The sequence below is a fragment of the Sphingosinicella microcystinivorans genome, from assembly GCF_027941835.1.
Taxonomy (GTDB): domain Bacteria; phylum Pseudomonadota; class Alphaproteobacteria; order Sphingomonadales; family Sphingomonadaceae; genus Sphingosinicella.
Window position 1 is genome coordinate 919,605 of the sequence record NZ_CP116005.1, and the last position, 25,767, is coordinate 945,371.

At 64.0% G+C, this 25,767-nt stretch carries 18 protein-coding genes; 5 read left to right on the plus strand and 13 right to left on the minus strand.

Translation table 11 applies throughout. The annotated features are described in order from the left end of the window. Nucleotides 1-6: 6 nt before the first annotated feature. Nucleotides 7-1,506, minus strand: coding sequence for an MmgE/PrpD family protein (locus tag PE061_RS04430; RefSeq protein ID WP_271257958.1), 1,500 nt, complete (start codon nucleotides 1,504-1,506; stop codon nucleotides 7-9). Between the two features lies 1 nt (nucleotide 1,507). Further along, a complete protein-coding gene (locus PE061_RS04435; RefSeq protein ID WP_271257959.1) occupies nucleotides 1,508-1,789 on the minus strand; it encodes a hypothetical protein in 282 nt (93 codons plus the stop codon). 102 nt (nucleotides 1,790-1,891) lie between these two features. Here PE061_RS04435 and PE061_RS04440 point away from each other — a divergent pair, with 102 nt between their 5' ends. The 4 genes from PE061_RS04440 (at nucleotide 1,892) to PE061_RS04455 (ending at nucleotide 5,934) form a co-directional block, all read left to right on the plus strand. Next, nucleotides 1,892-3,298: a short-chain fatty acyl-CoA regulator family protein gene (locus tag PE061_RS04440; RefSeq protein WP_271257960.1), complete on the plus strand. Its 1,407-nt coding sequence runs from the start codon at nucleotides 1,892-1,894 to the stop codon at nucleotides 3,296-3,298. 222 nt (nucleotides 3,299-3,520) lie between these two features. Beyond that, entirely contained in the window at nucleotides 3,521-4,966 is a 1,446-nt protein-coding gene (locus tag PE061_RS04445; RefSeq protein ID WP_271257961.1) for a flavin monoamine oxidase family protein, read from the plus strand. Nucleotides 4,967-4,978: 12 nt separating this feature from the next. Beyond that, on the plus strand, nucleotides 4,979-5,452 hold the full coding sequence (locus PE061_RS04450) for a c-type cytochrome (protein WP_271257962.1): 474 nt from the start codon (nucleotides 4,979-4,981) through the stop codon (nucleotides 5,450-5,452). Continuing rightward, complete coding sequence (locus PE061_RS04455) at nucleotides 5,449-5,934, plus strand: hypothetical protein (protein WP_271257963.1); 486 nt, start codon at nucleotides 5,449-5,451, stop codon at nucleotides 5,932-5,934. The genes PE061_RS04450 and PE061_RS04455 overlap by 4 nt, the downstream gene beginning before the upstream one ends. A gap of 37 nt (nucleotides 5,935-5,971) precedes the next feature. Here the strand turns inward: PE061_RS04455 and PE061_RS04460 are convergent, their stop codons facing one another. From PE061_RS04460 to PE061_RS04490, 7 genes are all read right to left on the minus strand, one after another. Next, nucleotides 5,972-7,195: an MFS transporter gene (locus PE061_RS04460; protein WP_271257964.1), complete on the minus strand. Its 1,224-nt coding sequence runs from the start codon at nucleotides 7,193-7,195 to the stop codon at nucleotides 5,972-5,974. Nucleotides 7,196-7,344: 149 nt separating this feature from the next. Beyond that, nucleotides 7,345-8,280 carry a helix-turn-helix transcriptional regulator gene (locus PE061_RS04465; RefSeq protein WP_271257965.1) on the minus strand — a complete coding sequence of 312 codons (936 nt, stop codon included), beginning with the start codon at nucleotides 8,278-8,280 and terminating at the stop codon, nucleotides 7,345-7,347. A gap of 175 nt (nucleotides 8,281-8,455) precedes the next feature. Next, nucleotides 8,456-9,340: a formyltetrahydrofolate deformylase gene (purU, locus tag PE061_RS04470; RefSeq protein WP_271257966.1), complete on the minus strand. Its 885-nt coding sequence runs from the start codon at nucleotides 9,338-9,340 to the stop codon at nucleotides 8,456-8,458. Between the two features lie 113 nt (nucleotides 9,341-9,453). Further along, nucleotides 9,454-11,907, minus strand: a complete 2,454-nt coding sequence (locus tag PE061_RS04475; RefSeq protein ID WP_271257967.1) for a GcvT family protein — start codon at nucleotides 11,905-11,907, stop codon at nucleotides 9,454-9,456. Between the two features lie 194 nt (nucleotides 11,908-12,101). Then, on the minus strand, nucleotides 12,102-13,562 hold the full coding sequence (gabT, locus tag PE061_RS04480) for a 4-aminobutyrate--2-oxoglutarate transaminase (protein WP_336297017.1): 1,461 nt from the start codon (nucleotides 13,560-13,562) through the stop codon (nucleotides 12,102-12,104). Further along, nucleotides 13,450-14,937 (minus strand): aldehyde dehydrogenase family protein, encoded by a 1,488-nt coding sequence (locus PE061_RS04485; protein WP_271257968.1) that lies wholly within the window; start codon nucleotides 14,935-14,937, stop codon nucleotides 13,450-13,452. Before PE061_RS04485 ends, gabT begins: the two co-directional genes overlap by 113 nt. Nucleotides 14,938-15,064: 127 nt before the next feature. Next, nucleotides 15,065-15,958 (minus strand): LysR substrate-binding domain-containing protein, encoded by an 894-nt coding sequence (locus PE061_RS04490; RefSeq protein ID WP_271259125.1) that lies wholly within the window; start codon nucleotides 15,956-15,958, stop codon nucleotides 15,065-15,067. Between the two features lie 130 nt (nucleotides 15,959-16,088). Between PE061_RS04490 and PE061_RS04495 the strand changes: the two genes are divergently transcribed. Next, nucleotides 16,089-17,273, plus strand: coding sequence for an acyl-CoA dehydrogenase (locus tag PE061_RS04495; RefSeq protein WP_271257969.1), 1,185 nt, complete (start codon nucleotides 16,089-16,091; stop codon nucleotides 17,271-17,273). A 75-nt stretch (nucleotides 17,274-17,348) separates the two neighbouring features. On the opposite strand, the gene PE061_RS04500 is transcribed toward PE061_RS04495, so the two are convergent. The 4 genes from PE061_RS04500 to PE061_RS04515 all read right to left on the minus strand — a co-directional run bounded on the left by PE061_RS04500 (nucleotide 17,349) and on the right by PE061_RS04515 (nucleotide 25,658). Continuing rightward, nucleotides 17,349-19,664, minus strand: coding sequence for a TonB-dependent receptor (locus PE061_RS04500; RefSeq protein ID WP_271257970.1), 2,316 nt, complete (start codon nucleotides 19,662-19,664; stop codon nucleotides 17,349-17,351). Between the two features lie 197 nt (nucleotides 19,665-19,861). Next, entirely contained in the window at nucleotides 19,862-22,966 is a 3,105-nt protein-coding gene (locus PE061_RS04505) for an efflux RND transporter permease subunit (protein WP_271257971.1), read from the minus strand. Further along, nucleotides 22,963-24,432 carry an efflux RND transporter periplasmic adaptor subunit gene (locus PE061_RS04510; RefSeq protein ID WP_271257972.1) on the minus strand — a complete coding sequence of 490 codons (1,470 nt, stop codon included), beginning with the start codon at nucleotides 24,430-24,432 and terminating at the stop codon, nucleotides 22,963-22,965. Before PE061_RS04510 ends, PE061_RS04505 begins: the two co-directional genes overlap by 4 nt. Beyond that, nucleotides 24,429-25,658, minus strand: coding sequence for a TolC family protein (locus PE061_RS04515; RefSeq protein ID WP_271257973.1), 1,230 nt, complete (start codon nucleotides 25,656-25,658; stop codon nucleotides 24,429-24,431). The genes PE061_RS04510 and PE061_RS04515 overlap by 4 nt, the downstream gene beginning before the upstream one ends. Nucleotides 25,659-25,767 lie beyond the last annotated feature (109 nt).

Genomic DNA, 25,767 nt, shown 5'->3' on the forward strand with positions numbered 1-25,767 from the left:
TCCGGTTCAGAAGATGCCGGCCGGCGCGGCCGGCCCCAGCCGTTCGGCCGGAACGATGAAATTGAGCGCAGCCACCTCAGCCGCACTCAGCAGCGGCAGGCGTTCCACGAGGCCGATGAAGCGGTCCTGCTCGGCACGCTCGACGATCCCGTCCGCGAGCGTTCGGAATTTCTCGATATACTGGGGCCGGGCGAAGGGCCGGGCGCCCGCGGGATGCGCGTCGGCGAGGGCGAGCTCGTCGACGATGGAGCGGCCGTCCTTCATCCTGATGACGACCTTGCCGCCGAACGCCTTGTCGCTGCCCCTTGCGTGATAGCGCGCGGTCCATGCCGGGTCTTCCTCGGTGGAGATCTTGTGCCAAAGCTCCACCGTATCCGGCCGCTGCGCGCGTTCGGGCGCATAGCTTTTCACGTGGTGCCAGCCGCCGTCCTGAAGCGCGACCGCGAAGATGTACATGATCGAGTGGTCGAGCGTTTCGCGGCTCGCCTTCGGGTCCATCTTCTGCGGATCGTTCGCACCGGTGCCGATCACGTAGTGCGTGTGATGGCTGGTCTTGATGAGGATGCTCTCGACTGCGCCGAAATCCCCCACCTTCGGTCCCATGCGTTTCGCAAGGTCGATCAGCGCCTGGCTCTGGTACTCGGCCGAATACTCCTTGGTGTAGGTGTCGAGGATCGCGCGCTTCGGCTCGCCCGCCTCGGGCAGCGGCACCTGATAGACGTGGCCGGAGCCGGACAGCAGCCACGCGATGAACCCGTCCTCGCCTTCGTAAGCCGGCGACGGCGCACCCTCGCCGCGCATCGCGCGGTCCACCGCCTCGATCGCCATCTTGCCCGCGAACGCCGGGGCATAGGCCTTCCACGTCGAGATCTCGCCCTTGCGCGACTGGCGCGTCGTCGTCGTCACGTGCAGCGCCTGCTGGATCGCCTGATACGTCACTTCGGTCGAAAGCCCGAGCAGCGCGCCGATGCCGCCCGCCGCGCTCGGCCCCAGATGCGCGATGTGGTCGATCTTGTGCTCGTGAAGGCAGATGCCCTTCACCAGATCGACCTGGATTTCATAACCGGCAGCGATGCCGCGCACGAGCGCTGCGCCGTCCAGCCTCTTCGCCTGCGCGACGGCGAGGACCGGCGGGATGTTGTCGCCGGGGTGGCTGTAGTCGGCGGCGAGGAACGTGTCGTGGAAATCCAGCTCGCGCACCGCGACGCCGTTCGCCCATGCCGCCCACTCGGGGCTGACCTTCACGTCCGCGGCAAGCCCGAACACGGACGCCCCCCTGTCGGACCTGTGCCCGAGCGCCTGCGCCCGTGCCGAGCGGATGGGTCCGCGCGCCACCGAGGCCGCGGCGACGGCGGCGTTGTCGATGATGCGGTTGCCGATCATCTCGATCACCTCGGGCTCGACCGCCACCGGATCGGTGGCCACCGCCGCCAGCTTCCACGCGAGATGGTCCTCGCGCGCCAGCGGTTCGGCGGATTTACAGGTGCGGACGTCGTGCAGCTTCATGTCAGTCTTTCTGCTCAGTGGGTCTGGAAAAGGTGAAGCGGCCCTGTGCCGCCATGCGCTCGCCGCCGTTGCCGCGCGTGCCCGCGAAAACGGCGACGGTGACGTACCGGCCATCGTCCCGCACGGGCCGCGCCTCGATCTCGATGGCTTCGCCGCCTTCGCTCGTCCTGATCTCGATTGCATCGCAGCGCACCAGCGCGGGCGGCGGCACCAGCCCGAGCGTTCCGCTCGCGACTTCAGCCATGCGCATCAGGAGAGTCGTGTCGCGGCTTGCCAGCATCATGGATTTCACATTATTTGCTATTTGGCGAGTCTATGAACAGCTGAATTTGGGGAATTTTGCGAAGACCATGCTGCGAATTTGCGAACTTTGCGAATACAGGCGATGAGCAAGGCCTACATGGGCGTCCGGCTGCGACGGCTGCGCGAGGAACGCGGCATCACGCAGGCCGCGCTCGCCGGGTCGCTCGGGATTTCGACGAGCTATCTCAGCCAGATCGAGCAGAACCAGCGGCCGCTGACCGTGCCCGTGCTCCTGCGTCTCAACGCGGCGTTCGGGATCGACGTACAACTCTTCTCGGAGGACGAGGAGGGACGGCTCATCACCGATCTTCGCGAGGCCCTGCGCGAGAATCCTGCCGCCGGCGGCACCGCGAACGCCGAGCTTCGGGAGCTTGCACAGGGTATGCCCGCAGTCGCGCGGGCAATCGTTTCGCTGCACCGCCAGCACCGCGAGGTTCTGGACCGGGCCGAGGCGATGGCGGCGCGGCTGGGCGACGACTGGACCGGAGAAGCGCCCGCGCGGATGCCGTTCGAGCAGGTCCGGGACTTCTTCTATGCCCGCCGCAACCATGTTCCCGAGCTGGATACGGCCGCCGAGCGTATTTACGCCGATGCCGGGCTCGCGCCGCACACAGTCCATGCCGGCCTCGTGCGCCGGCTGGAGCAGCGGCACAGCGTCCGCGTCGTTCAGGACGACACCGACGCATGGCAGCGGCGCTTCGATTCCCGCACCGGAACGCTCCATCTCGCCGCGCATCTGCGGCAAGGTCAGCAGGCTTTCCAGATGGCCACGCAACTCGCCTTCCTCGAACTCGGCGAAGCGATCGACACGCTTGCGTCCGACCCCGCGCTCGGCACCGAGGAAACGCGAAGCCTCTGCCGCATCGGGCTCGCCAACTATTTCGCCGGCGCGCTCCTCCTCCCCTACGCCGCCTTCCTTCGCACCGCCGAGGACGCGTGCTACGATATCGAGCGGCTCAGCCGCCACTTCGGCGTCGGCTTCGAAACCGTCTGCCACCGCCTCTCCACCCTCCAGCGTCCCGAAGCGCGCGGCGTGCCGTTCTTCCTCATCCGAGTCGACCGTGCTGGCAACATCTCCAAGCGCCAGTCCGCCACCGGTTTCCACTTCTCGCGCGTCGGCGGTTCCTGCCCGTTGTGGAACGTCTACGAAGCCTTCGCGCAGCCCGGCCGCATCCTCACCCAGATCGCGCAGATGCCCGATGGCCGCACCTACCTCTGGATCGCACGCACCGTAGGACGCGGCGGCGCAGGCTACGGCGCGCCGGGCAAGACGTTCGCCATCGGCCTCGGCTGCGATATCCGCCACGCCGGGCGGCTCGTCTATTCGAAAGGGCTCGATCTGACGGACCCCGCCTCGGCAACGCCGATCGGCGCCGGATGCAAGGTCTGCGAACGCCCGTCCTGCCCGCAGCGGGCCTTCCCGCCGATCGGACGGCCTCTGGCTTCCGACCTCAACAGAAGCGGGCCGATGCCATATCCTTTCAAGTGATAGCGGAAGTACGCCACAATAATGCGGCCTCGCGCTCGCGCTGAGCGACCTGTCCGCGATCCTCGGCAGACGGGGCGAACCCATACCATGCAAGGGGTATTGTGCCCCCGTTGCAGAACCCCGCACTATTCGTACTTATGATGACGGCAGGTCTTTGATCGCGGTCGACGGGCGATCCTTTCAAGATCACTGACGCCGGGAACTCGGGTTTGGGGAAGCGAAATGCTTGGGGAAAAGACGGATTTGGTTACACGCGGTGCTGGCGAGAAAGATACCGTCTCTCGGCGGACTTTTCTGGTCAAGGCCACAGCGACGACTGTCGCGGCCTCGACGATCACAGGTTGCTCGCTCGGCAATGTCGGCGGCGGCCCCGACTACGACGTGATCGTCATAGGCGGCGGCATGGCGGGCGTGAGCGCGGCGCGCGAGACCGCCAAGGCCGGCCTCAGGACTGTCCTTCTTGAAGCCCGCAACCGGCTGGGCGGGCGCACCTACTTTGCGCCATTCGGCGATCACAAGGTCGAACTCGGCGCCAATTATCTCTATTGGCTCCAGCCCCATATCTGGGCCGAGGTCAATCGCTACCAGCTGGACATCGTGGATACGCCGGCGGCGGTCGCTCCGGACCGCTGGATATATTTGAAGAACGGCAAGCCCGTCGAAGCGGATATCGCCACGTTGTGGCCGAAGGTCGACAAGGCGTTGACCGACTATTGCGGCATGTCGCGCGACGTGTTCCCGCGTCCCTACGACACGTTCTTCTCCGATACGTGGAAGCAATATCAGAATCTGACGATTCAGGACCGCATCGACCAACTCAACCTCGAAGAAGACGTTCGCATCAACGTCAACGCGATCTGGTCGATCATGTCGCATGCGGCCTGCAAGGAGGGAGGCTTCCTGGAAATGTTGCGCTGGTGGGCGAACCTCGGCAGCAACTCGATCGACTTCAACAATGCCTGCTCGCGTTACAAGCTCAAGGACGGCACGATTTCCCTGATCGAAGCGATGATCAACGACGGGAATACCGAGGTCCGCACCAGTATGCCGGTCAAACGCATCGAGCAGAAGAGCGACGGCGTGCAAGTCACGGCCGAGAACGGCCAGACGCTGACCGCCCGCAAGGTCATCATCGCCGCCCCGCTCAACACCTGGACCGACTTCGAGTTCGAACCCGCGCTGTCCGCGGTCAAGCTCAGGACCTCGAAGGAGCGTCATGTCGGCAACGGCAACAAGCTCCACGTCAAGACGAAGACAAATCTCGGCAACATCTTCCTGACTGCCGATGACAGCTTCGGACCGCTGCAGTACGGCTATACTGAGAGCAGCGGCCCCGAGGGTACGACGCTGCTGTCTTATGGCCTCGACGGCAGCTTCGACGTCAACAATCTTGACACCGTGCAGGAGATGCTGCGGACCTTCATCCCGGATCTCGAGCTGGAAGCGACCTTCGGGTATCAATGGTCCTTCGACCCCTTCTCCAAGGGAACATGGTGCACGCTGCGACCGCATCAGTTCGCCCTCATTCCCGAACTGCAGAAGCCCGAAGGGAATATCCACTTCGCGAGCGCCGACATTGCGACGATGTGGCGCGGCTGGATGGACGGCGGCATCGAGATGGGTGTCAGCACCGGGCAACTGATCGCCAAGGAATTGGTGAAGGCCTGACGGAGAGACCCGATGGACCTGACCAAACGCCCGGGCCTGGCTTTTCTCGCCGGCATCGGCCTTGCTTCGCTCGCCGGTTGCGGCCAACCCTCGTCGCCTTCGGATGACGCTGGCGCCAGCCGGGAAACAGTCGCGGTGCCGGCACCGCAACAGGTCACACTGGATGCGTCGTGCGACCGCCAGCTTGCCGAAAAGATGATGGTGCAATGCAAGGTTTGCCACACCACGCAGGAAAATCAGCCCAACACGACGGGCCCCAATCTGTGGGGCATTTACGGCAAGGCCGCTGGCTCTGCCGCAAATTTCGCCTACTCGCCCGCCCTCAAGGAAAAGGGCGTACATTGGGATGACGCGACGCTGGACGCCTTCCTGGAAAGCCCCCAGCAATATGTCAGCGGGACGCGGATGGCGTTTGGCGGGATCAAGAATCCGGAGGCCCGTGCCGCCGCCATCTGTTACCTGAGGGCCCTGACCCGGAAATCATGAAATATTCGAAAGCCATACTTGCGGCTGCAATCGGATTGGCCTGTCTTGCAGGCACGGTTGCCGCAGAGGAGACTGGGGAATCCGGTTCACTCGCTCGGGATGCCCGGAACTGGTATAAAAAAACCTACGCTGCCGACTTTGTGAGCGGTAGTGCGGACTTCTACGGCCACTACCCCGAGCAGGTGCAGTTCATCCGGGGCCGGACAGCCCGCATTCTCAGCCGCGCGGAATTTGAAGCTGCGCTCAATGAACATTATGTCGTTCCCTGGACCAGGGCCGGCTGGAGGAATACCAGACTGGTATCGGTCGAAGCCTCTCCGCTCGGTCCGGGCACGGCATTGTTGGCGGCACGTTGGCAGATGACCGACGGGAACGGCAATTCCGTTACCGGCTGCGCGCTTCCGGGCTGGACCTATGTGGCGCTTCGATCGGAAAGCACCTGGAAAATTATCACTGAAATCGAAGGTGACTGCCAGCCCTAGTCCACACCCGGGCCATCCCAGATCGGCTCGCCATATCCTAGGTTGTCAGGGCCCTGCTCTTTTCGATTCCTGCGCGGCCTGAAGCCGACACATAGGTGAAAAGCACCATCAGAAGCGTAAGCGCTATTTCCACACCGCCCATTACGCCGTACCCGCCCAGGTCGAGCACATATCCGCCGATAAAAGGCGCGATCGTAACGCCGGCGATAAAGGCTCCGCCAAGCGCCGACGCCAGTCTTCCCGTGCGATCGACGAGAGCAGCAAATGCATAGAGTTGGGCATAGGCCATAAAGTAGATCGTCGCCCAGAGGACGATACCTACGCTGAAACGGGCGACGTTGCCGTCGGCCAGGGTAAACATCCACAGGAATCCGCCTGCGACCGCGATTGATAGAGCCAGAAGTCGCCGTGCAGACATCCTTCGGGCAAGGAATATCTGAAGCACGGGCCCGAGGGCGCTGACGGCATACATCACCGACAGAAGTCCCCCGATTTGCTGAACACTCATCCCGGCCTCGGTTCCGATCTGCTCCGTAACAAGCCAGGGGAGCGTATCCCGCAGCCCGAACAGCAAGGCCACGAGCATCAGCATCACGCCGGCAAGGCTCCACAGGGGGCCTTTCCTGCTCCCCGACTGCTCCGCTTCCACGGTCAGGGCCGCATCGGGCCTTTGCGGAACGAAGGGTATGGTTGTCGATGCAAGGAGCACGGCGCCTGCCAAACCGAGGAAGACTCCGCGATAGCCATAGTTTTCGCTCACGTAAGCGATCGCCGGCATGAGCAGGACCATAAACATGACGAGGAGCAGCATGACATGGCCGGAAAGCTTCTCCGGATCCCGGCCGTTGGCGATCGACGCATTGCCGATCGTCAGCGCAATCCCGCTTCCGAGCCCGGCGATGAAGCGCAGCACCGTAAGGCTTGTCATTTCGAGAGGCAGAAGGCCGCAGGCCGCGTTCACCGAAATCACGATCACGACGCTCAGCACCGCCGCTTTTCGACGGAAACCCCTGTCTATATGGGGGGCCAGCATCAGCGAGCTCAGGAAAAGACCTGAGAACTCGATTGTTCCGACAAGGCCCACCTCGGTCGCGCTGAGATCGAGGCCCGTCATCAGCGCTCCCGCGAACAGGGGAAGCGTCCAGTACGTGATAAGCCCGATCGCCTGCGAGAAGGCAAAGCAGGCAAACGTCAATCCCCAGTCGTCGGGAAGGATCGTACGGCTACGTGCCCTCGTATCGCCCCGGAACGCATCAATCATCGGCACTCCCTTCCCCCCGAACCGGGCTCGTCCGCATCCGTGCGTGCCAATAAGGCAGCGCCGCCCTGTTCGCGGAATGTATCAGTCCCGTGACTGCGTTCCCCATACCCCTGACATGGTAGCAGCGCCATCGTCACGGGCGCGACGGCTCATCGCCTGCGCATATACTGGTCCAGCGGATCACAGTTGGGCTCGTAAAACGTCGAGGAAACGACATCGAGGAAAAGCGAGAAAACCTCTGCCTGCGACTTGATATTCAGTTTCTGATAAATGTGCTTGCGGTGAACCTTTACCGTTTCGACCGAAATATTCATTTTCTTCGAGATTAGCTCGACGGAATTGCCGAGCATGATGAGTTGAATCACGCCGAATTCCCGCCGCGTAAGCAAAGATCGCCCGAAATTGAGGCGGGCGTTTTCGAGATGACGATGCAATTCGGATGTGATCTTTACGATTTCCGTGTCCGAGGTCAGATGCGCACGCAGATCCTGCCAGGATGAACCGAGAACATTGAGCAACAGCGGGGCGATGATCCGTACTGCGGCAATCTCGGCAGCCGCAAAGGGCTGATGCCCCTGGGCACGACTCAGCGACAACAGAACATGGCCGCTTTGCCTGTCGTCACAGGAAAAACAAAGCTCGTCGATCAGCCCCGCAGCCTTGTAGTGGACCCTGTAATACTCGCTCTGGCTGAAATTTTCCTCGATCACTTCCCGAAGCGACAAAACATACCTGTCACGACAGTCGTTCAGCCTGAGGTAAAAGGGATCAAGAACATAGTTCCCGCCGAAATAGTCATCAAGGCTGTTGGATCGCCGCTTGCTGTCTATCTTGCTGAAAATGAGGCGAGGGCCTTCATCCTTCGGAAAATGGAGGACGAGCGCGCTATCTATCTTGAGATTTTCGTAAAGGGCATCAATGAAGGCGAGAGCCACGCCTGCCTTGGCCTGTGCAGAAAAGATATGGGTGAGTTCGTCATACCACTCGCGCGTTCCAAGAAGCTCTCTCGAGAAAACCTTGCGGGCCGGGCTCAAGGCCATACCCTTCGGGTAACGAAGGGCGCCGCACCTCTCTGCGGCAGACATCGAACGCCCCCGCGGGCACACGGCCGCGCCTGCACAATCGCCATTCCTTGCTGCACCCCCTGCCGCCTCCCACGGCCCGACGCGGAGACCATCGTGGCCTCATTACCGGTTTCCTAGGGAAACATAGGCACCTGCCCGCGCAGCGGCAAGGCAGAAGCAGCTAGGCCCTTATGGATCAGCCGACGCGATTGGACGCATAGCTTCCGGGGCTCGGGGGAAAGACAATGGTGCGGCTGCCGTTGAGGAAAACGCGGCGATGAATATACGCATGCAATGCGCGCGCCAGCGTCTGGCTTTCAACGTCCCGACCGATCGAGACGTAGTCGGCTTCGGTCTGCGCGTGGGTGATCCTGATCGTATCCTGCTCGATGATCGGCCCTTCATCCAGATCCGCAGTCACGAAATGCGCGGTCGCGCCGATCAGCTTGACGCCCCTGCTATGTGCCTGGCGATAGGGGTGTGCGCCTTTGAAGCTCGGCAGGAACGAATGGTGGATGTTGATGATGCGACCGGCCATCTTCCGACAGAACGCGTCCGACAGAACCTGCATGTATCGGGCAAGCACGACGAGTTCCGCCCCTGACCGGCGGACAATCTCAAGCAGCAGCGCCTCGGCTTCGTCCTTCGTCTCTCCGGTCACCGGAATATGGTGGAACGGGATGTCGTGGTTCACCACGAGCTTCTGAAAATCCAGATGATTGGATACGACGCCGACAATATCCACCGGCAGAGCCCCGATTTTCCAGCGGTACAGCAGGTCATTCAGGCAATGTCCGAAACGGGACACCATGATCAGCACCTTCATCCGCTCGCTCGCATCATGGAAGTGCGCATCCATTCCAAACTCGTTCTCGACCTGCCCAAACTCGCGGATGATGGCCGGCAGTTCCACACCTTCCTCGGACACGAAGCTGATCCGCATGAAGAAGGTTTCGGTCTCTATATCGTCATACTGAACGGAATCGGTGATCGCACAGCCAAGCCGGGCAAGGCAGCCGGCAATGGCAGCGACGATACCGCGTCGCGACCTGCAGGATACAGTCAGAATATAGCTCGTCATCAAAACCCCTTTGCGGCACCTTCAGATGCTGAAGGTGGCGCGGTGGAAACCATGTGTGCGACAGCACTGCAGGCGGAGCTCTTCCCGAAAGAGGGCATACGGCGGGAACATGACTACGCCCTGATGCGCAGGCCAGCCGGATCGTACCAGGGCTTGAACTGCGCCTCGACCGGATAGCGCTTCCAGGCGATCTCGACCTCCAGGTCACGGGCATCAAGATAGGCCTGATCCACGCCTTCGGGGCATTCCACGTAGCCCATGCCGAGGGACGCTCCCACACGGAAACCGTAGGCGCCCGAAGTGACGGAGCCGACGATCCTGTCGCCGGCCCACACGGGCTCGTTATGATAGATGAACGGCGCGGCCGGGTCCTTCAGCTTGAACTGAACGAGCCGGCGGCGGAGCTTGCCTTGTGCCTTCTGGCGCAGCAGCGCATCGCGCCCGATGAAACCGCCCGGCTTGTCGAACGCGACGGCGAAGCCGACGCCGCCTTCGAGCGGCGTGTCTTCCTCGCCGATATCGTGACTCCAGTGGCGATAGCCTTTTTCCATGCGGAGCGAATTGATGGCGAAATAGCCGCCGTGCCCAAGACCGAACGGCCCTCCGGCCGCGACGAGCTGGTCGAACACATGGGTCGCGAACTCGGCGGGCACGTAGATTTCCCAGCCGAGCTCGCCCACGAAGGTGACACGGCTGGCACGGACCCGGGCATAGCCGAGATCGATTTCCCGGCTGGTGCCGAAGGAAAATGCCTCGTTCGAAAAGTCGGCCGGGGAAACGGCCTGCAGCAACGCACGGGACTTCGGCCCCATGAGCGCCAGCATCGACATGCCGGACGTGATATCCGTCACGAAGGCATGGGCATCGTCCGGAATATGACGGCGCAGCCAGGCCATGTCGCGGCGCTGGGAGATTGCGATCGTCACGATCAGGAAAGAGGTTTCGGACAACCGTGTGACGGTAAGATCGGCCTCTATGCCGCCGCGCTCATTGAGCCACTGCGTGTAAACGAGTTTGCCGATCGGCACGTCAACGTCATTGGCGCAGACGCGGTTCAGCACGCGCAGCGCATCCCGCCCTTCGAACAGATATTTGACGAAGCAACTGTGATCGAACAACGTGACGTTTTCCGCCGTATTGATACATTCCCGGCGGGAATTCCCGAACCAGCTCGGTCGACCGTAGGAATAGCGGATATCATGGGGAACGCCGGGCTCGCCGAAGAAACCGGGACGCTCATAACCCGCCGCCTCGGTCATCCACGCCCCCTTGGCGAGAAGACGGTCATGGAAAGGGCTCCTGCGGATGTCGCGCGCCGTCTCGAACTGCCGGCCGGGCCAATGCATGTCCATCAGAAGGCCGAGCGTCTCCGTGGTCCGATCGTAGAGATATTTCCTGTTCGTCTGGAACACCATCATGCGGCGAACATCGACATCGGTCAATTCGACGGGAGGCAGGTCATCGCGGATCCAGTCGGCTAGAACCTTGCCGACCCCTCCGGATGACAGGATACCGACGGAGTTGAAGCCGCACGCCGTGAACAATCCCTTCACCTCGGGCGTTTCGCCCAGAAGATAGCGATCATCCGGCGTGAAACTCTCCGGACCATTGAAGAACAGTTTTATGCCGGCATCGGCGAGCAGCGGCACACGATTGACGGCCATCTCCAGAATGGGCTCGAAATGCTCGAAATCCTCGGGCAGCGTGTCGAAGCAAAAGTCGGGGTTGATGCCGCCGTGTCCCCACGGCTTGGCCTTGGGCTCGAAGCAGCCCAGCAGGATCTTGCCTGCATCTTCCTTGTAATAGGCATGTTCGTCGGAGACGAAGAGCACCGGCAAGCGCTTGGGCAGGTCCGGGATATGCTCGGTCACGATGTAGAAGTGTTCGGCGGCGTGCAGCGGAAGGCTGACGCCAACCCCGGCAGCGAGATCGCGCGACCACATGCCTCCGGTTATCACGACCTTGCGCGCGCGGATTTCTCCCCTGTCGGTCATGACACCGATCACCCGGCCGTTTTCGACGAGGATATTCGTCACGGGCGTGTTCTCGAATATCCTCGCGCCGCCCATGCGGGCACCCTTGACATAGGCCATGGTCACATCAGTCGGGTTCACCTGACCGTCCTGCGGGAACCAGAAGCCGCCGACCAAGCCGTCGGTATTGATCGGACCCCAACGCTCCTTGATCTCGCCGGTACTGAGGGCTTCCACGGGTAGGCCGAAATTGCGACCCATGGAAGCGCCGCGCGCCAGCTCTTCGTAGCGTGCCTCGGTCTTCGCCACGCGGAGCGAGCCGTTCTGAACGAAACCCGTCGCAAGACCGGTCTCCTCCTCGAGCTGGCCGAACAGCTGACCGGTGTAATAGGCAAGTTCCGTCATGCGCCGATTTGCGCGCAACTGCGTCACCAGACCCGCCGCGTGCCAGGTCGTGCCGCAAGTCAACTGCCTGCGTTCGCACAGCACCACGTCGGATATCCCGATCTTCGTGAGATGATACGCGATCGAGCAACCGGCAATGCCGCCGCCGATGACAACGACGTCGGCCTGCCCGGGGAGTTCTGAAGCCATAGAATATCCCGAAAAATGCTACATGATTCTGGTGTCCTGCCCTGAAACCTATTCCATCTCAGAACGGCGATGGGATACCCCAACGTGAGTAGATGCCATTCGATCTGCGACGAGATCGGCCGGGATCGAAAGCGTGGGAGCGCCGTCCCACGCGTGCCGCAAACAGCCGGGTTTCACGAAGGGCCGGAACCCGCTCAGGCAGCTTTCAGGATCACCGTCCCCAGCGATGCCTCGATAATGTCGAGCGCTTCGTCGAGCACTGCATCCGGAATCGTCAGCGGCGGAAGCAGCCGAATTACGTTGAACCTCATGCCGCAGGACAACAGGATCAGACCCCGCCGTTCGGCCTCCGCGACCAACGCAGCCGTAAGCGCTGCATCGGCCGCCCGGGTCTCACGATCCGATACGAGTTCGAATGCGACCATTGCACCCGGGCCGCGAATATCGCCGATCGGCTCCATCCCCTGCCTCGCGGCAAGCGCACGCAGGCGGCGGGTGATCTTCTCGCCGATATTCGCGGCCCTTTCGCAAAGCCGCTCTTCCTCGATCACGTCGAGCACTGCATTTGCCGCTGCAACCGCTAGGGGATTGCCGGCGTAAGTCCCGCCGAGGCCGCCCGGCTGCGCGGCATCCATGAGCTCGGCGCGGCCGACGACCGCGGACAGAGGCAGGCCTCCGGCGAGGCCCTTCGCCATCGTCACCAGATCGGCCTTCACGCCCGAATGGTCGAGCCCGAACATCTTGCCGGTTCGCGCCATACCCGCCTGAACCTCATCGACGATGAGCAGGATGCCGTGGCGGTCGGCAAGATCGCGCAGGCCGTGCAGGAACGGATCGGGCGCCGGAACAAAGCCACCCTCGCCCTGCACCGGCTCGATGATGAAGGCCGCCACCCGCGTTGGATCGACATCTGTGGCGAACAGGGATTCGACATCGGCAAGCGCCACCTCGACCGAAATGCCGAGATAGGCATTCGGGAAAACGGCATGATAGATGTCGGAAGGGAACGGGCCGAACCCCTTCTTGTAAGGGACAACCTTGCCGGTGAGCGCCATGCCCATCAGTGTCCGGCCGTGAAAAGCCCCGGAAAAGGCTATGACGGCGGGCCGGCCGGTCGCCGCGCGCGCGATCTTGACCGCATTCTCGACCGCTTCCGCACCGGTCGTAACCAGCATCGTCTTTGCGGGCCCATTCAGCGGCGCAATCCTGTTGAGCCGCTCGGCAAGACGGATATAGCCCTCGAACGGCCCGACATGGAAACACGTATGGGTGAAACGGCTCGCCTGCTCGGCAACGGCGGCCATGACTTTCGGATGGCAGTGCCCCGTATTGTTGACGGCGATGCCGGCAGCCATATCAATGAACCGGCGCCCGTCGACGTCCCAGAGTTCCGCATTGAGGGCCCGCTCCACATAGACGGTCTTTGTGCCCACGCCCCTGGTGACGGCCGCGGCATGACGCGCCTTCAGTTCCCCGGAACGTGTCATTGCCTGCTCCCCTGAAGACCGACCGGTTTCGATGCTGCGAGCGCGCCCCGGACGATCACCACCCCCCTGCCACCCGGCGGTCGGCGCGGGGACCGCCAAGGTCGAAGGAAATGAGCTTCTTTTCGGTGAAGGAATCCAGAAACCATTGAGAAAGCTCGCGGCCGACACCGCTTTTTCCCGCGCCACCGAAAGGCGCGAGCTGGTCCCAGTAGTTTGAGGTCTCATTAACATTGACCGTGCCGTGCGGAAGCGCTTCGGCAACCCGCCACGCCTTCGCCAGATCCTTGCTCCAAAGCGAAGCGACCAGCCCCAGTTCGGATTGATTGGCGATCGTGATCGCTTCCTCGGCCGAGGCGACCTTGATAACCGTCGCGATCGGGGCAAAGGACTCCTCCCTGCAAACCAGCATCTCGGACGAAGCATTCGTGATGATCGTCGGCGGGAAATAGAGCGCATGCTCCTCGCCGAACTGCTCGACGGTAGCCCCTTTCGCACGGGCATCTCCCACGTGCGCGCGGGCGCGTTCGCGTGTGGCCTCGTTGCACAGGGGACCGATGTCCGTATCCTCGAGGAACGGATCCCCCATCCGGAGGGCGGCCGTCGCTTTCCGGAATTTTTCCATGAACTCGTCGTAGACCGCCTCGTGGATCAAAAGCCGCTCCGACGACGTGCAGACCTGGCCGGAATAATAGAAGGCGCCCACGACCGCACCCTCGACGGCGGCATCGACATCCGCATCCTCCAGCACAATCTGGGGACCGTCGCCGCCGAGTTCGAGCAGCATCGGCCGCAGCGGGTTCGCGCGCGCGATGCGCTCCCCGGTCGCGGTCGAACCCGTGAAGAAGATGCCTTTGACATCGCTGTCGTCAACGATCGCCGCACCGACGTCGCCATAGCCCTGAACCATGTTCATCACACCGTCGGGGAAACCGGCCTCAGCGAACATCTCGGCCACCATGGCGCAGGCGACGGGCGCATATTCGGTCGGCTTCCAGACGGTCGTGTTGCCTGCGACGGCAGCATGGGCGAGAGCGATCGACGAGATATCGGTCGGGAAGTTGTACGGTGTAATGACGCCGATCACGCCCAACGGGCGGTGGCCTAGCACCAGCCGCTTGTTGTTTGACTTTTCCTGGGTCGAAGGCAGCAGCATTCCGCGGTAGCGCAGGATCTCTTCCGCCGCTTTCCCCCAGGACGGCGATGAATATTCGAATGTCTCTTCCCGCGCGGCCAGGATCGGTTTGGCGACTTCGGCGGTCACCATGCGGGCGATCGTCTCCGCCCGCTCGACGAACAGCCTGTGCATGTTGCGCATGATCTGCGCGCGCTCGACAACCGACAGTGCAGACCATGCCGGGAAGGCGGCCTTGGCGGCCTGCACGGCGCGGCGGGCATCATCCGGGCCGGAGCGCCCCACCTCGTGCAATATGTCTCCGCTATGCGGCGATCTGACGGCGAACGTCCCCGCCGAACCCGACTGCCACCGGCCGTCGATCAGCGAGCCGCTGAGAAGCTTCTTATCGAATGCCGGGTTCGCAAGCATTTATAAACTCTCCGAATTGTTGGGCCTGCCTCGCAACCGTCGTCGCAGGGGCACGCGTATACCGGCTATCATTCTTGAACGACCGGGAGATACCTTGACAATACCCACGGAGAGGTAGGCCTCCGGCTCATGGCTGACACGCCCGTGCGGTGGCAACAAAGGCCCTTACGCTCGGAGAGCTTTCGGTGCGCAGCCAGGCAAGCGAAAGGGAGACGGAATCCGCATAGTCTTCGACCTTTCGGAAGGTGACGCCCCTTATCCCGAGCCGCTCGAACGATCCGGGCACCAGCGCGACGCCGTAATCGCCCGCGGCCATGCTGATCGCGGTAATGAAGTCTCCGACCGAATGGGCCGCATGGACATGGAAGCCGCCTGCCCTGCCCAGCCGCGCAAGATTTTCCGTGAACCCTTCGGTTTCGGCGAACTGGGGCACGATGAAGCATTCCGAGGCCAGATCGCGGGCCCGGATGACAGGATGATGAAGCAGCGGGCTGTTCACGTTGATTGCGAGAAGAAGCTGGTCGTGGTGCACGACCTGCGCGGCGATCCCCTCCGGATAGGCAGCGCGCGAACGCACCAGACCCACGTCCACGAGGCCATCGGAAATCGCCCGGAGCTGGCTGGGCGTATCCATCGTGGTCAGACGCATCAGGACCGAAGGATGGGCTCTCCTGAAGGTCCCGAGCATTTCCGAAAGCACGCCGCTCATCGCGGCCGAGACCACGTAGGCCAGTTCGACCTGTCCGATCTCGCCGCGGCCCGCCAGCCGACCGATCCGGTCGGCCCGCTCGATCTGCCGGAGCGCGGCCTGAGCCTCGACGAGGAACATCCGGCCCGCGTCGGTCAGCGATACGGCCGATCGCTTCCGGCGGTTGAACAGCCTGACCCCCAGATCCTCCTCGAGCCTCTTGATCTGGCTGCTCACCGCGGACTGGGCGATCGAAAGCGCCTCGGCGGCGCGGCCGAAATGCATGTGCTGCGCGAGCACTGCGAAATAGCGGAGCTGCCTGCTGTCTATCATACGTTCTTTTAATCTGATTATCGGATTAAATTGACAGAAAATCCTATTGGAAGTCAAACCCTGCGCTGTGCTCCCCTGTCATCGCCGGTCGCGGAACATGCCCGGCCAGACAAGGCGGAAGGAACATCTCATGGGCAAACCGGTACGCTTCGACTGGGAAGACGCTTTCTTCCTCGATGAACAGCTTACCGACGACGAACGCATGATCCGGGACACGGCGGCCGCCTACGCTCAGGAGAAGCTTCAGCCGCGCGCCGCCGAGGCTTTCGAGAGAGAGCACACGGACCCGTCCATATTCCGCGAGATGGGCGAGATGGGCTTGCTGGGCTGCACCCTTCCCGAGCGCTACGGCGGTGTCGACGCGTCCTACGTCACCTACGGCCTCATCGCCCGGGAGATCGAGCGTGTCGATTCGGGCTACCGGTCCATGATGTCGGTGCAGTCGAGCCTCGTGATGTACCCCATCCACGCCTATGGCTCCGAAGCGCAGAAGGAAGCCTATCTCCGTCGCCTCGCCAGCGGCGAATGGATCGGCTGCTTCGGCCTCACCGAACCCGACGCAGGGTCCGACCCGGGCGGTATGCGGACCCGTGCCCGGAAGATCGACGGCGGCTATCGCATCAGCGGCTCGAAAACATGGATCTCCAACGCGCCGATCGCCGACGTCTTCGTGATCTGGGCGAAATCGGACGCCCACGGCGGCGCGATCCGCGGCTTTGTCCTCGAAAAGGGTATGAAGGGCCTCAGCGCACCGAAAATCGAAGGCAAGCTGTCCCTTCGCGCGTCGATCACGGGCATGGTGGTCATGGAGGATGTCGAAGTCGGCGAGGACGCATTGCTTCCCGATGTCGAAGGCCTGAAAGGGCCGTTCGGCTGCCTGAATCGTGCCCGTTACGGCATCAGCTGGGGCGCGCTCGGCGCTGCCGAATTCTGTTATCATGCGGCCCGGCAATACGGTCTTGATCGCAAGCAGTTCGGCCGGCCGCTGGCCGCCACCCAGCTCTATCAGAAAAAGCTCGCCGACATGGCGACCGCCATCAGCTTCGGGTTGCAGGCCTCGCTGCGTGTCGGACGCCTGATGGGCGACGGCCGCTTCGCCCCCGAGATGATATCAATGATCAAGCGCGAGAACGTCGGCAATGCACTCGATATTGCACGCACGGCACGCGACATGCACGGCGGCAACGGGATTTCGGGCGAGTATCATGTGCTGCGGCACGCGATCAATCTTGAGACGGTAAACACATACGAAGGCGCGCACGATGTGCACGCACTGATCCTGGGGCGAGCCATTACCGGCATTGCCGCCTTCTGACGCAGGAAACCGGCAGCGGGCGCCGAACCGACTTGCGTCAACGGATTTCCGCAAAGCCGCAACCTGCGCCGACGTTCAGAAATTCACGCGCACCGCCCCGCCGATGATGCGCGGCGGTCCATAAACCTGAATCGTGTTGCCGAAATAGGCCGACAGATCGAATGCGTAGGTGAGGTTCTTCTTGTTCGCGAGATTCCTCACGAACAAGGACACTTCCGTATCGGTGTCACCGACGGAGAATCGGTAGCCGACCCGGGCGTTCATCAACACGTAACCCTTTCCGCTGACCAGCGGCCCGTTGATCGTATTGTAGTATTGACGCCCGGTGTAGGAACCGTCGTACTGCAATGAAACAGCGCCGTCGCCGAGATCCGCTTCGTACTGCAGCATCCAGTTCGCCGCCAGATCGGGCGCCAGGATCATGTTCTGCTTGGAAAAGACGCCGGGCGCCACTTCCACGTCCTTCACGCGCGCCGACATCGCGGACAGCCCGAACCGGGCTTGCAGGCCTGTCACCGGCCGCGTCGTCAGTTCCACCTCTCCACCGTAGATCGTTGCCGGAAAGTTCGTCACGATCGACGATATGCCGTTGAACACGAACCCCTGGTAATTCTTGTAGTCGTAGTAGAAGCCGCTCATGTTCAGGCGCATGAGCCCGTTCATGAAATCGGCCTTCATGCCACCTTCGAACGAATCGAGCGTTTCCGGCTTGAACGTCAGTTGAGAGGGTGCAAGCAGGCCGTCCAGCGGCGCAGTGAAACTGCCGGCCTTCACACCCCGGTTGTAGCCCACATAGAACATGAGATCGCGCATCGGCTTGTATTCGACTTGCGCTTTCCACGTGAAAAAACTGTCGTTCAGATCAAGCTGCGTATCGCTCGTCTCCGCCAGCAGCGAGCCCGCCGGGATCACGTCCGCGCAGGTAAACAGACCCACGGGAATATCGACGCAGGTCGCCCGGATATTGAAATCCTTCCTGTCGTTGGTCCAACGCAGGCCGAGTATCAACTTCAGGTGATCGGTGAAATCGAACTCGCCCTGCGCGAATGCGGCAAATGCCTTCGTGCTCAATCCGTAGTCGAGATCAATGCCATAGCCATACCCCGGAATCGTCGTTCCCGGCTCGACATCGGGTGCCCCCGTTTCACCCGGAAACTGGAAGGTGCCGAAGTAGTCGCCGTCGATCTCCAGATAGTAGAGACCGGCCGTCCACGTCAGCCGATCCGTTTTGCCGTTCGCGCGAAGCTCGGCGCTGAAGGTGCTGGCATCCTGGTCCGTACCGAACAGTGCGATATTGTAAGGACCGCCGTCGTCGTCCTCCAGGTAGGACTTCCTGTTCTCGGAATAGTTGACGATACCCGTGAGGCCCCAGCCGTCTCCGGTATAGTTCAGATCTCCGGTATAGGAGACGGATTTCTTGTCGACAAAGCCGCGGATATTGGGCGCTTCGGAGTTGATCCGGGGATCGAAGGGGGAGCCGAAGAAATCGGTTGCCGTGAAATCAATGACTCCCTCGGGCGTCGGCACGGTATCGTAGGCATTGCCGACGTTGTTCACGACACCGTAGTTGAGAGTGAAGCCTGCGACCAGATCGCCGGTAACGTCCCAGTCGACCTGCGCCCGGATATTCTGGTTGTCCGCGCCGCGGAACTTGTCGGCCTTGGTTGCCTTGGCTTTTTCCGGAAAGCCCCCGTAGACCTGCCCCGTGATCGCGGCGAAGCCGGCGCCGGAATGCCGGAAGTAGCCGTCAGAATTATTGGAAGCGAAGGACAGACGAGCGCGCACCTTGTCGGAAAGCGGCCCGGAAAGCCCCCCTTCGAAACGCAACTGGTTGTATTCGGCGACCGTGATTTCGGTGTAGCCTTCGAATTCGTACGTCGGGGACCTGTTCGTAATGTGAACCAGGCCTCCGGTCGCATTTCGACCGAACAGGGTCCCCTGGGGGCCGCGAAGAACCTCGACGCGCTCGACATCGAACATTTCCGACGTCGCCGACCCGGTAAGCGCCATATAGACACCGTCGACGTAGACCGCGCTCGGCGCCTCCTGGTGGTCGGCGAAGTCGTTCTGGGAAATCCCGCGAATGGAGAAGAGGCCGGTGGAACTGCCGCCCGAAAAGGACGTGGCGACAAGTCCGGGCGTCTGGGCGGCGATATTCTCGGTATTAGCCCATCCCATCCGGGCAATATCCTTGTTGGTAAACGCGGATATTGAAATACCGACATCCTGAATGGACTGGCTTCGCTTTTGGGCCGTGACGATGATCTCTTCGATGGCCTCGGGATTGGTGCTCGGGACAGCAGCGCCCTCGGCCTGAACGAACGCGGCTGCGTGGTCGCTCAGCACCAGCGACGCGGCTGCAACACCCAAGTATAGACGCGCCTTACCCATCTGCCTTCCCCCTTCAACCCCGACATGTATCTCCCCGTCGTCTATCCAACTCTTCCGGGAGAATATGCCTAGCGTCGTCGATTCAGGATCGGGTCGACAATACCTTCAGGAGGGTACTTCCTCTTCGGAGCCGGGCCTGCCGATGCACTGGCACGGCTTTCACAAGCGCTTCATCAGGCCCCTTTGTCAAAGGCACGTCATCGCCGAAGCAGCAGATAGGCGGCGGGGATGACGAACATCGAGAGCAGCGGTGCGGTGAGCATCCCGCCGATCATGGGGGCGGCGATCCGGCTCATCACCTCGGAGCCGGCACCCTGCCCGAACAGGATCGGCAGCAGGCCGGCCAGGATCACCGCCACGGTCATCGCCTTGGGCCGCACGCGCAGCAGCGCACCTTCGCGCACCGCTGCTTCGACCTCGGCAGCGTCCGGATCGGTCCCGCGCTCGTCCAGGGCATTTTTCAGATAGATCAGCATCACCACGCCGAACTCGGCCGAGACGCCGGCCAGCGCGATGAACCCGACTCCGGTCGCGACCGACTGGTTGAAGCCGAGCAGATAGAGTATCCAGATACCGCCGGTCAGCGCGAACGGCAGCGTGCCCATGATGAGCGCCGCATCGCCGAACCGGCCGAAGATCAGATAGAGCAGCATGAAGATGATCAGCAGCGTCGCCGGCACGACCAGCTTGAGCCTGGCGATGGCGCGTTCGAGATATTCGAACTGGCCCGAATAGGCGATGCTGACGCCGGGCGAGAGCTTCACCTGCCTCGCGACGGCCTGCTGCAGGTCGCCGACCACGGATGCCAGATCGCGCCCGCGCACGTCGATATAGACCCACGTCGAGGGCCGGGCATTCTCGGTCTTGAGCATCGGCGGCCCGTCGGCGATCGCGATCCGCGCGACCGTACCCAGCGTGATCTGCTGGCCCGCGGGCGTAAGGACCGGGAGCTGTCGCAACCCTTCGAGACTGTCGCGCAGCTCACGGGGGTAGCGCACGCTGATGGGATAGCGGGCGAGACCCTCGACCGTCTCGCCGATCGTCTCGCCGCCGACCGCGCCCGAGACGATCGCCTGCACGTCGGCGATGTTGAGCCCGTGTCGTGCGGCGAGCGCACGATCAATGTCGACGTCGACATAGCGTCCGCCGGTCAGGCGCTCGGCGAGCGCCGAGCTGACGCCCGGCACGGTCCTGGCAACCGTCTCGATATCGTGGGCGATGCGGTCGAGCCGGGCGAGATCCGCACCCGACACCTTGACGCCGATCGGGCTCTTGATGCCGGTCGCCAGCATGTCGAGCCGGTTGCGGATCGGCGGCACCCAGACATTGGCAAGACCGGGCAGCGTCACCGTCCGGTCCAGTTCGTCGATCAGCTTCTCCGGCGTCATGCCCGGCCGCCACTGGTCGCGGGGCTTGAATTGAATGGTGGTCTCGAACATCTCCATCGGCGCCGGGTCGGTCGCGCTCTCCGCGCGGCCGGCCTTGCCGAACACGGTCGCCACCTCGGGCACGGTCTTGATCAGCCGGTCGGTCTGCTGGAGCAATTCGGACGCCTTCGCCGCCGAAAGGCCCGGCAGGGCCGAGGGCATGTAGAGCAGATCGCCCTCGTCCATGTTCGGCATGAACTCGCCGCCGAGCCGCGTCAGCGGCCAGGCCGTCGTCGCGAACACCAGCGCCGCGATCAGCAGCACCGTCTTCGGACGCCGGAGCGTCCAGTCGAGCGCCGGGCGATAGAGGATCGTGAGCCAGCGATTGACCGGGTTGGCCCGCTCGGCCGGGATGCGCCCCCGGATCAGCCAGCCCATCAGGACAGGCACCAGCGTCACCGACAGGATCGCGGCGCCGGCCATCGCATAGGTCTTGGTGAAGGCGAGCGGCGAGAACAGCCGGCCTTCCTGTCCTTCGAGCGCGAACACCGGCACGAACGACAGCGTGATGATCAGCAGGCTGAAGAACAGGGCCGGGCCGACCTCGGCGGCGGCTTCGGTGATCACCGACCAGCGCGCTCCGCCCGCCAGCGTCTCGCCGGGATGCTCCTCCCAGCACTCGATCTTCTTGTGCGCGTTCTCGATCATGACGATGGCCGCATCGACCATCGCGCCGATCGCGATGGCGATCCCGCCCAGCGACATGATGTTGGCGTTCACCCCCTGGAACTGCATGACGATGAAGGCGGCCAGCACCCCCAGGGGAAGTGTCAGGATCGCGACCAGCGCCGAGCGGACGTGCCAGAGGAACAGCGCGCACACGAGCGCGACGACGATGAATTCCTCGATCAGCTTGCGGGTGAGGTTCTCCACCGCGCGATCTATCAGCTGCGAGCGGTCGTAGGTGGGGACGATCTCGACGCCCGGCGGCAGGCCGGCCTCGAGCGCGGCAAGCCTCTGCTTGACCGCCGCGATCACCGCGCGCGCGTTCTTGCCGGAGCGCAGGATGACGACGCCGCCCGCCACCTCGCCCTCGCCGTCAAGCTCGGCGATGCCGCGCCGCATCTCGGGCCCGATCTGGATCGTGGCGACATTGCCGAGCGTGACCGGCACGCCGCCGGCGGCGGTTCGGAGGGGGACGGCGCGGAAATCGTCGAGCGTCTTCAGATAGCCCGAGGCGCGGACCATGTATTCGGCCTCCGCCATCTCCAGCACAGAGCCGCCGGCCTCCTGGTTGGCCTGTTGTATGGCTTGAACGGCCTGGGCGTGGGTGATTCCGAAGGTGGCGAGTCTCACCGGATCGAGCAGGACCTGATATTGCTTGACCATGCCGCCGATGCTGGCGACCTCGGCGACGCCGGGGACGGTCCTGAGCTCATAGCGCAGGAACCAGTCCTGCAAGGACCGCAGCTGCGACAGGTCGTGCCGGCCGCTGTGATCGACCAGGGCGTATTCATAGACCCAGCCGACGCCGGTCGCGTCCGGCCCGAGCGCGCTGCGCGCGGTCGAGGGCAGCCGGCCCTGCACCTGATCGAGATATTCGAGCACGCGGCTGCGCGCCCAATAGAGGTCGGTGCTGTCCTCGAAGATCACGTAGACGAAGCTGTCGCCGAAGAGGCTGTAGCCCCGGACCGTCTTCGCTCCCGGCACCGACAGCATGGTCGTGGTGAGCGGATAGGTGACCTGGTTCTCGACGATCTGCGGCGCCTGCCCCGGATAGGAGGTGCGGATGATGACCTGGGTGTCGGACAGGTCCGGCAGCGCGTCGATCGCGGTCGAGCGCACTGCCCATATCCCCACCGCCGCCAGCGCCAGCGTGGCGAGCAGGACGAAGACGCGGTTCCTGACCGACCAGCGGATGAGGCGGGCGATCATTGGACCGCCACCTTCGTCATGCGGCGCACGGTCGGCCCGGCGGGCGGCTGGTCGAAGCCGAAGCGCACGCGATCTCCGGCCTTCAATCCGTGCGCGATTGCGTGATCGGGCAGCGCGAAGGTCATGGTCATCGCCGGCCAGCCGATCGCGGGCACCGGATCGTGACTGAGCGTGACCGCATCGGCGGTGAGCTTCTCGATCCTGCCGGTCGCCTCATGGAGTGCGGCCGACGCCGCGACCGGACGCGCGCGGACGCCGGACAGGCTCGCCTCGGAATCGATCAGGAACTGGCCCGAAGCGACGATCTTCTCGCCTTCGGACAGGCCGGCGAGGATTTCGGTGTCGCCGTCCGCTTCGCGGCCGGCCTGCACCTCGGCCGGCTCGTAGCGCCCGTCGGCGCGCGCGAGCATGACGAGCGTGCGCTTGCCGGTCCGGATCAGCGCCTCCGACGGGACCAGCAGCGCGGGGTCCGCGCTGCCGCCGAACGAGACGGCGGCGAACATGCCCGGCCGCAGCCGCCCGCCGCGATTGGCAAGCTCGATCCGGACCGTGAGCGTCCGGCTGTCGGCCTGCACATCGGGCAGGATGGCCGCGACCCTTCCGGTGAAGGTCTCGCCCGGATAGGCGGCGAGCGTAGCGGCGGCCGGCTGTCCCGGCCGCAAGTGTCCGGCAGCCGCTTCGGGAACGGCGGCGTTGAGCCAGACCGTGCCGAGGCCGTTGACCTCGGCGAGCGTCTGCCCCGCCGCGACGGCCATGCCCGCGCGCACGCCGAGCGTCCTGATGACCCCGCCCGCGGGTGCGGACACGGTGACGACGTCATGCGGACGGCCGCTGCGTTCGACCGCGGCGATCGTGCCGGCCGGCATCCCGAGCAGCGCCAGCCGCTGCCGCGCCGCAAGGGCAAGGGCTGCATTCCCGGTCTGCCGAACGGCAAGATACTCGGCCTGGGCGCCCGCCCAGTCGGGAACGAGCAGGTCGGCCAGCGGAGCCCCGGCACCGATCACGTCGCCGGGCGCGCGCGCATAGACGTGCTGCACGAAGCCCGCCGCGCGCGCCTGCACGACCGCGACGTCGCGCTGGTTGAAGTCGATCGTCCCGGCCGCCGTGAGATTGCGCTCCAGCGCACCGCGCCGCACTGCGACGGTGCGCAGCCCCAGGCTCTGCGACGCCGCCGGATCAATCCGGACGCCGGGCGTCTCGCGGTCGCCTTCGTCGGCATATCTGGGGATGAGCTGCATATCCATGAACGGCGATTTGCCCGGCTTGTCGAAGTGCTGGCCCGGGACCATCGGATCATACCAGTAGAGCGGTGTGCGCCCGCCGGAGTCGGCCTCCCGGGCGGCGGGCGGCGCACCAGCCGGATGACCGGCGAAATGGGAGATGCCGTAGCCGCTCGCCCCGGCAACCAGTGCGATGAGGGCGCCGCCCGCCGCGAGGCGCGTCCGTGAGGCGTTGACTTCGGTCATTGGTCGGTCCTCCGGTAGGTCAGCGAAAGCCGGGCGCCATCGGCGGCGACCGCGGCCTCGCGTTCAAGGGTGGCGAGGGTCGCCTCGGCGAGCGCGGCATAGGCGTCGGCGATGTCGACGAGGCCGGCGCGTCCGGCCGCGTAGCTCGCCGTCTCAAGCCGAACGCGCTCCTCGGCCAGGGGCCGGAGCGTATCGCGTGCCCGCATCCACTGGTCGCGGTGCATCACATGATCGGCAAGGTCGGCATCGAGATCGGCAGCGAGCGCGCGTCGCGCGGCCTCGCGCTCGGCTGCCACCCGTCCGGCCTGTGCCTGGGCCGCGCCGATCCCGGCGCCCTGGCGGCGCCGGGTGAAAATCGGCAGGCTGATGGTGACGCCGGCCGAGACATAATCGCCGAACCGCGGGTCGCGGCGTTGATAGGCGAGGTTCACCCCGAAATCGGGCCGCCGCCCGGCCTCCGCCACGCGCACATCGGCATCGGCCTGCGCGCCCTGCGCATCGATCATCCGGATCGAGGGATGGGCGTCGAGACCGGCCTTCAGCAGCACCGGGTCGACGGCGAAATCCGGCAGCGGACCTGCGGTCTCCGGATCGGGCTCGCTTGTCCAGCGCGTGAGCGCCGCCCTGGCCCGCGCCGCCTGCGACACCAGCGCGGCGCGCCGGTCCTGCAGCGCGGCGACCGCCTGTCGGCCGGCGAGTGTCTGCGCCGGCCGCGCATTGCCCGAGGAGACCGCGCCGGAGGTCACGCCGACGACACGGTCGAGCCGGGCAAGCAGGTCATCGAGCGCCGCCAGCCGACGTTCTGCATAAGCGAGGTTGATCCACGCCAGCGCCGCGCCGACCTCGACGGTGCGCGCTTCCACCGCCCTGTCGGCCTCCGCCGCGGCGATGTCGGTGTCGGCGCGGGCCTGCTGCGCGTGGCGCTTGGCGAGGTTGGGGAACTCCTGGGCGATGCCGACCCGCGTCATGGTGAAATCGTCGCGACCGGGCTCGAATGCGAGCGGTCCCGAGATCGGGAAGCCGTCGACACCCACCGCGAGCGTCGGATCGGGCAGCGCACCGGCCGCTCCGCGCGCCGAGCGCGCGGCATCGGCGCCGAGCGCCCGCGCCCTGAGCGAGGGTGCCGTGGTCTGCGCCTGATACAGCGCCGCCTCGAAGGTCAGCGGCCCGGCTGTTGCCGCGCCGGGAAGCGCCGCAAGCAGCGGCGCGAAAAGCAAGAGTCGCATGGGATGCTCCTGATCGGACGATCAGGCCGCTCTAGTGTTCACGCGGCAGCTGCCGGCAATGCCGGTGAAGCAAGCACATCGCTCCACCCGCACCACAAGGCCCGGCTGC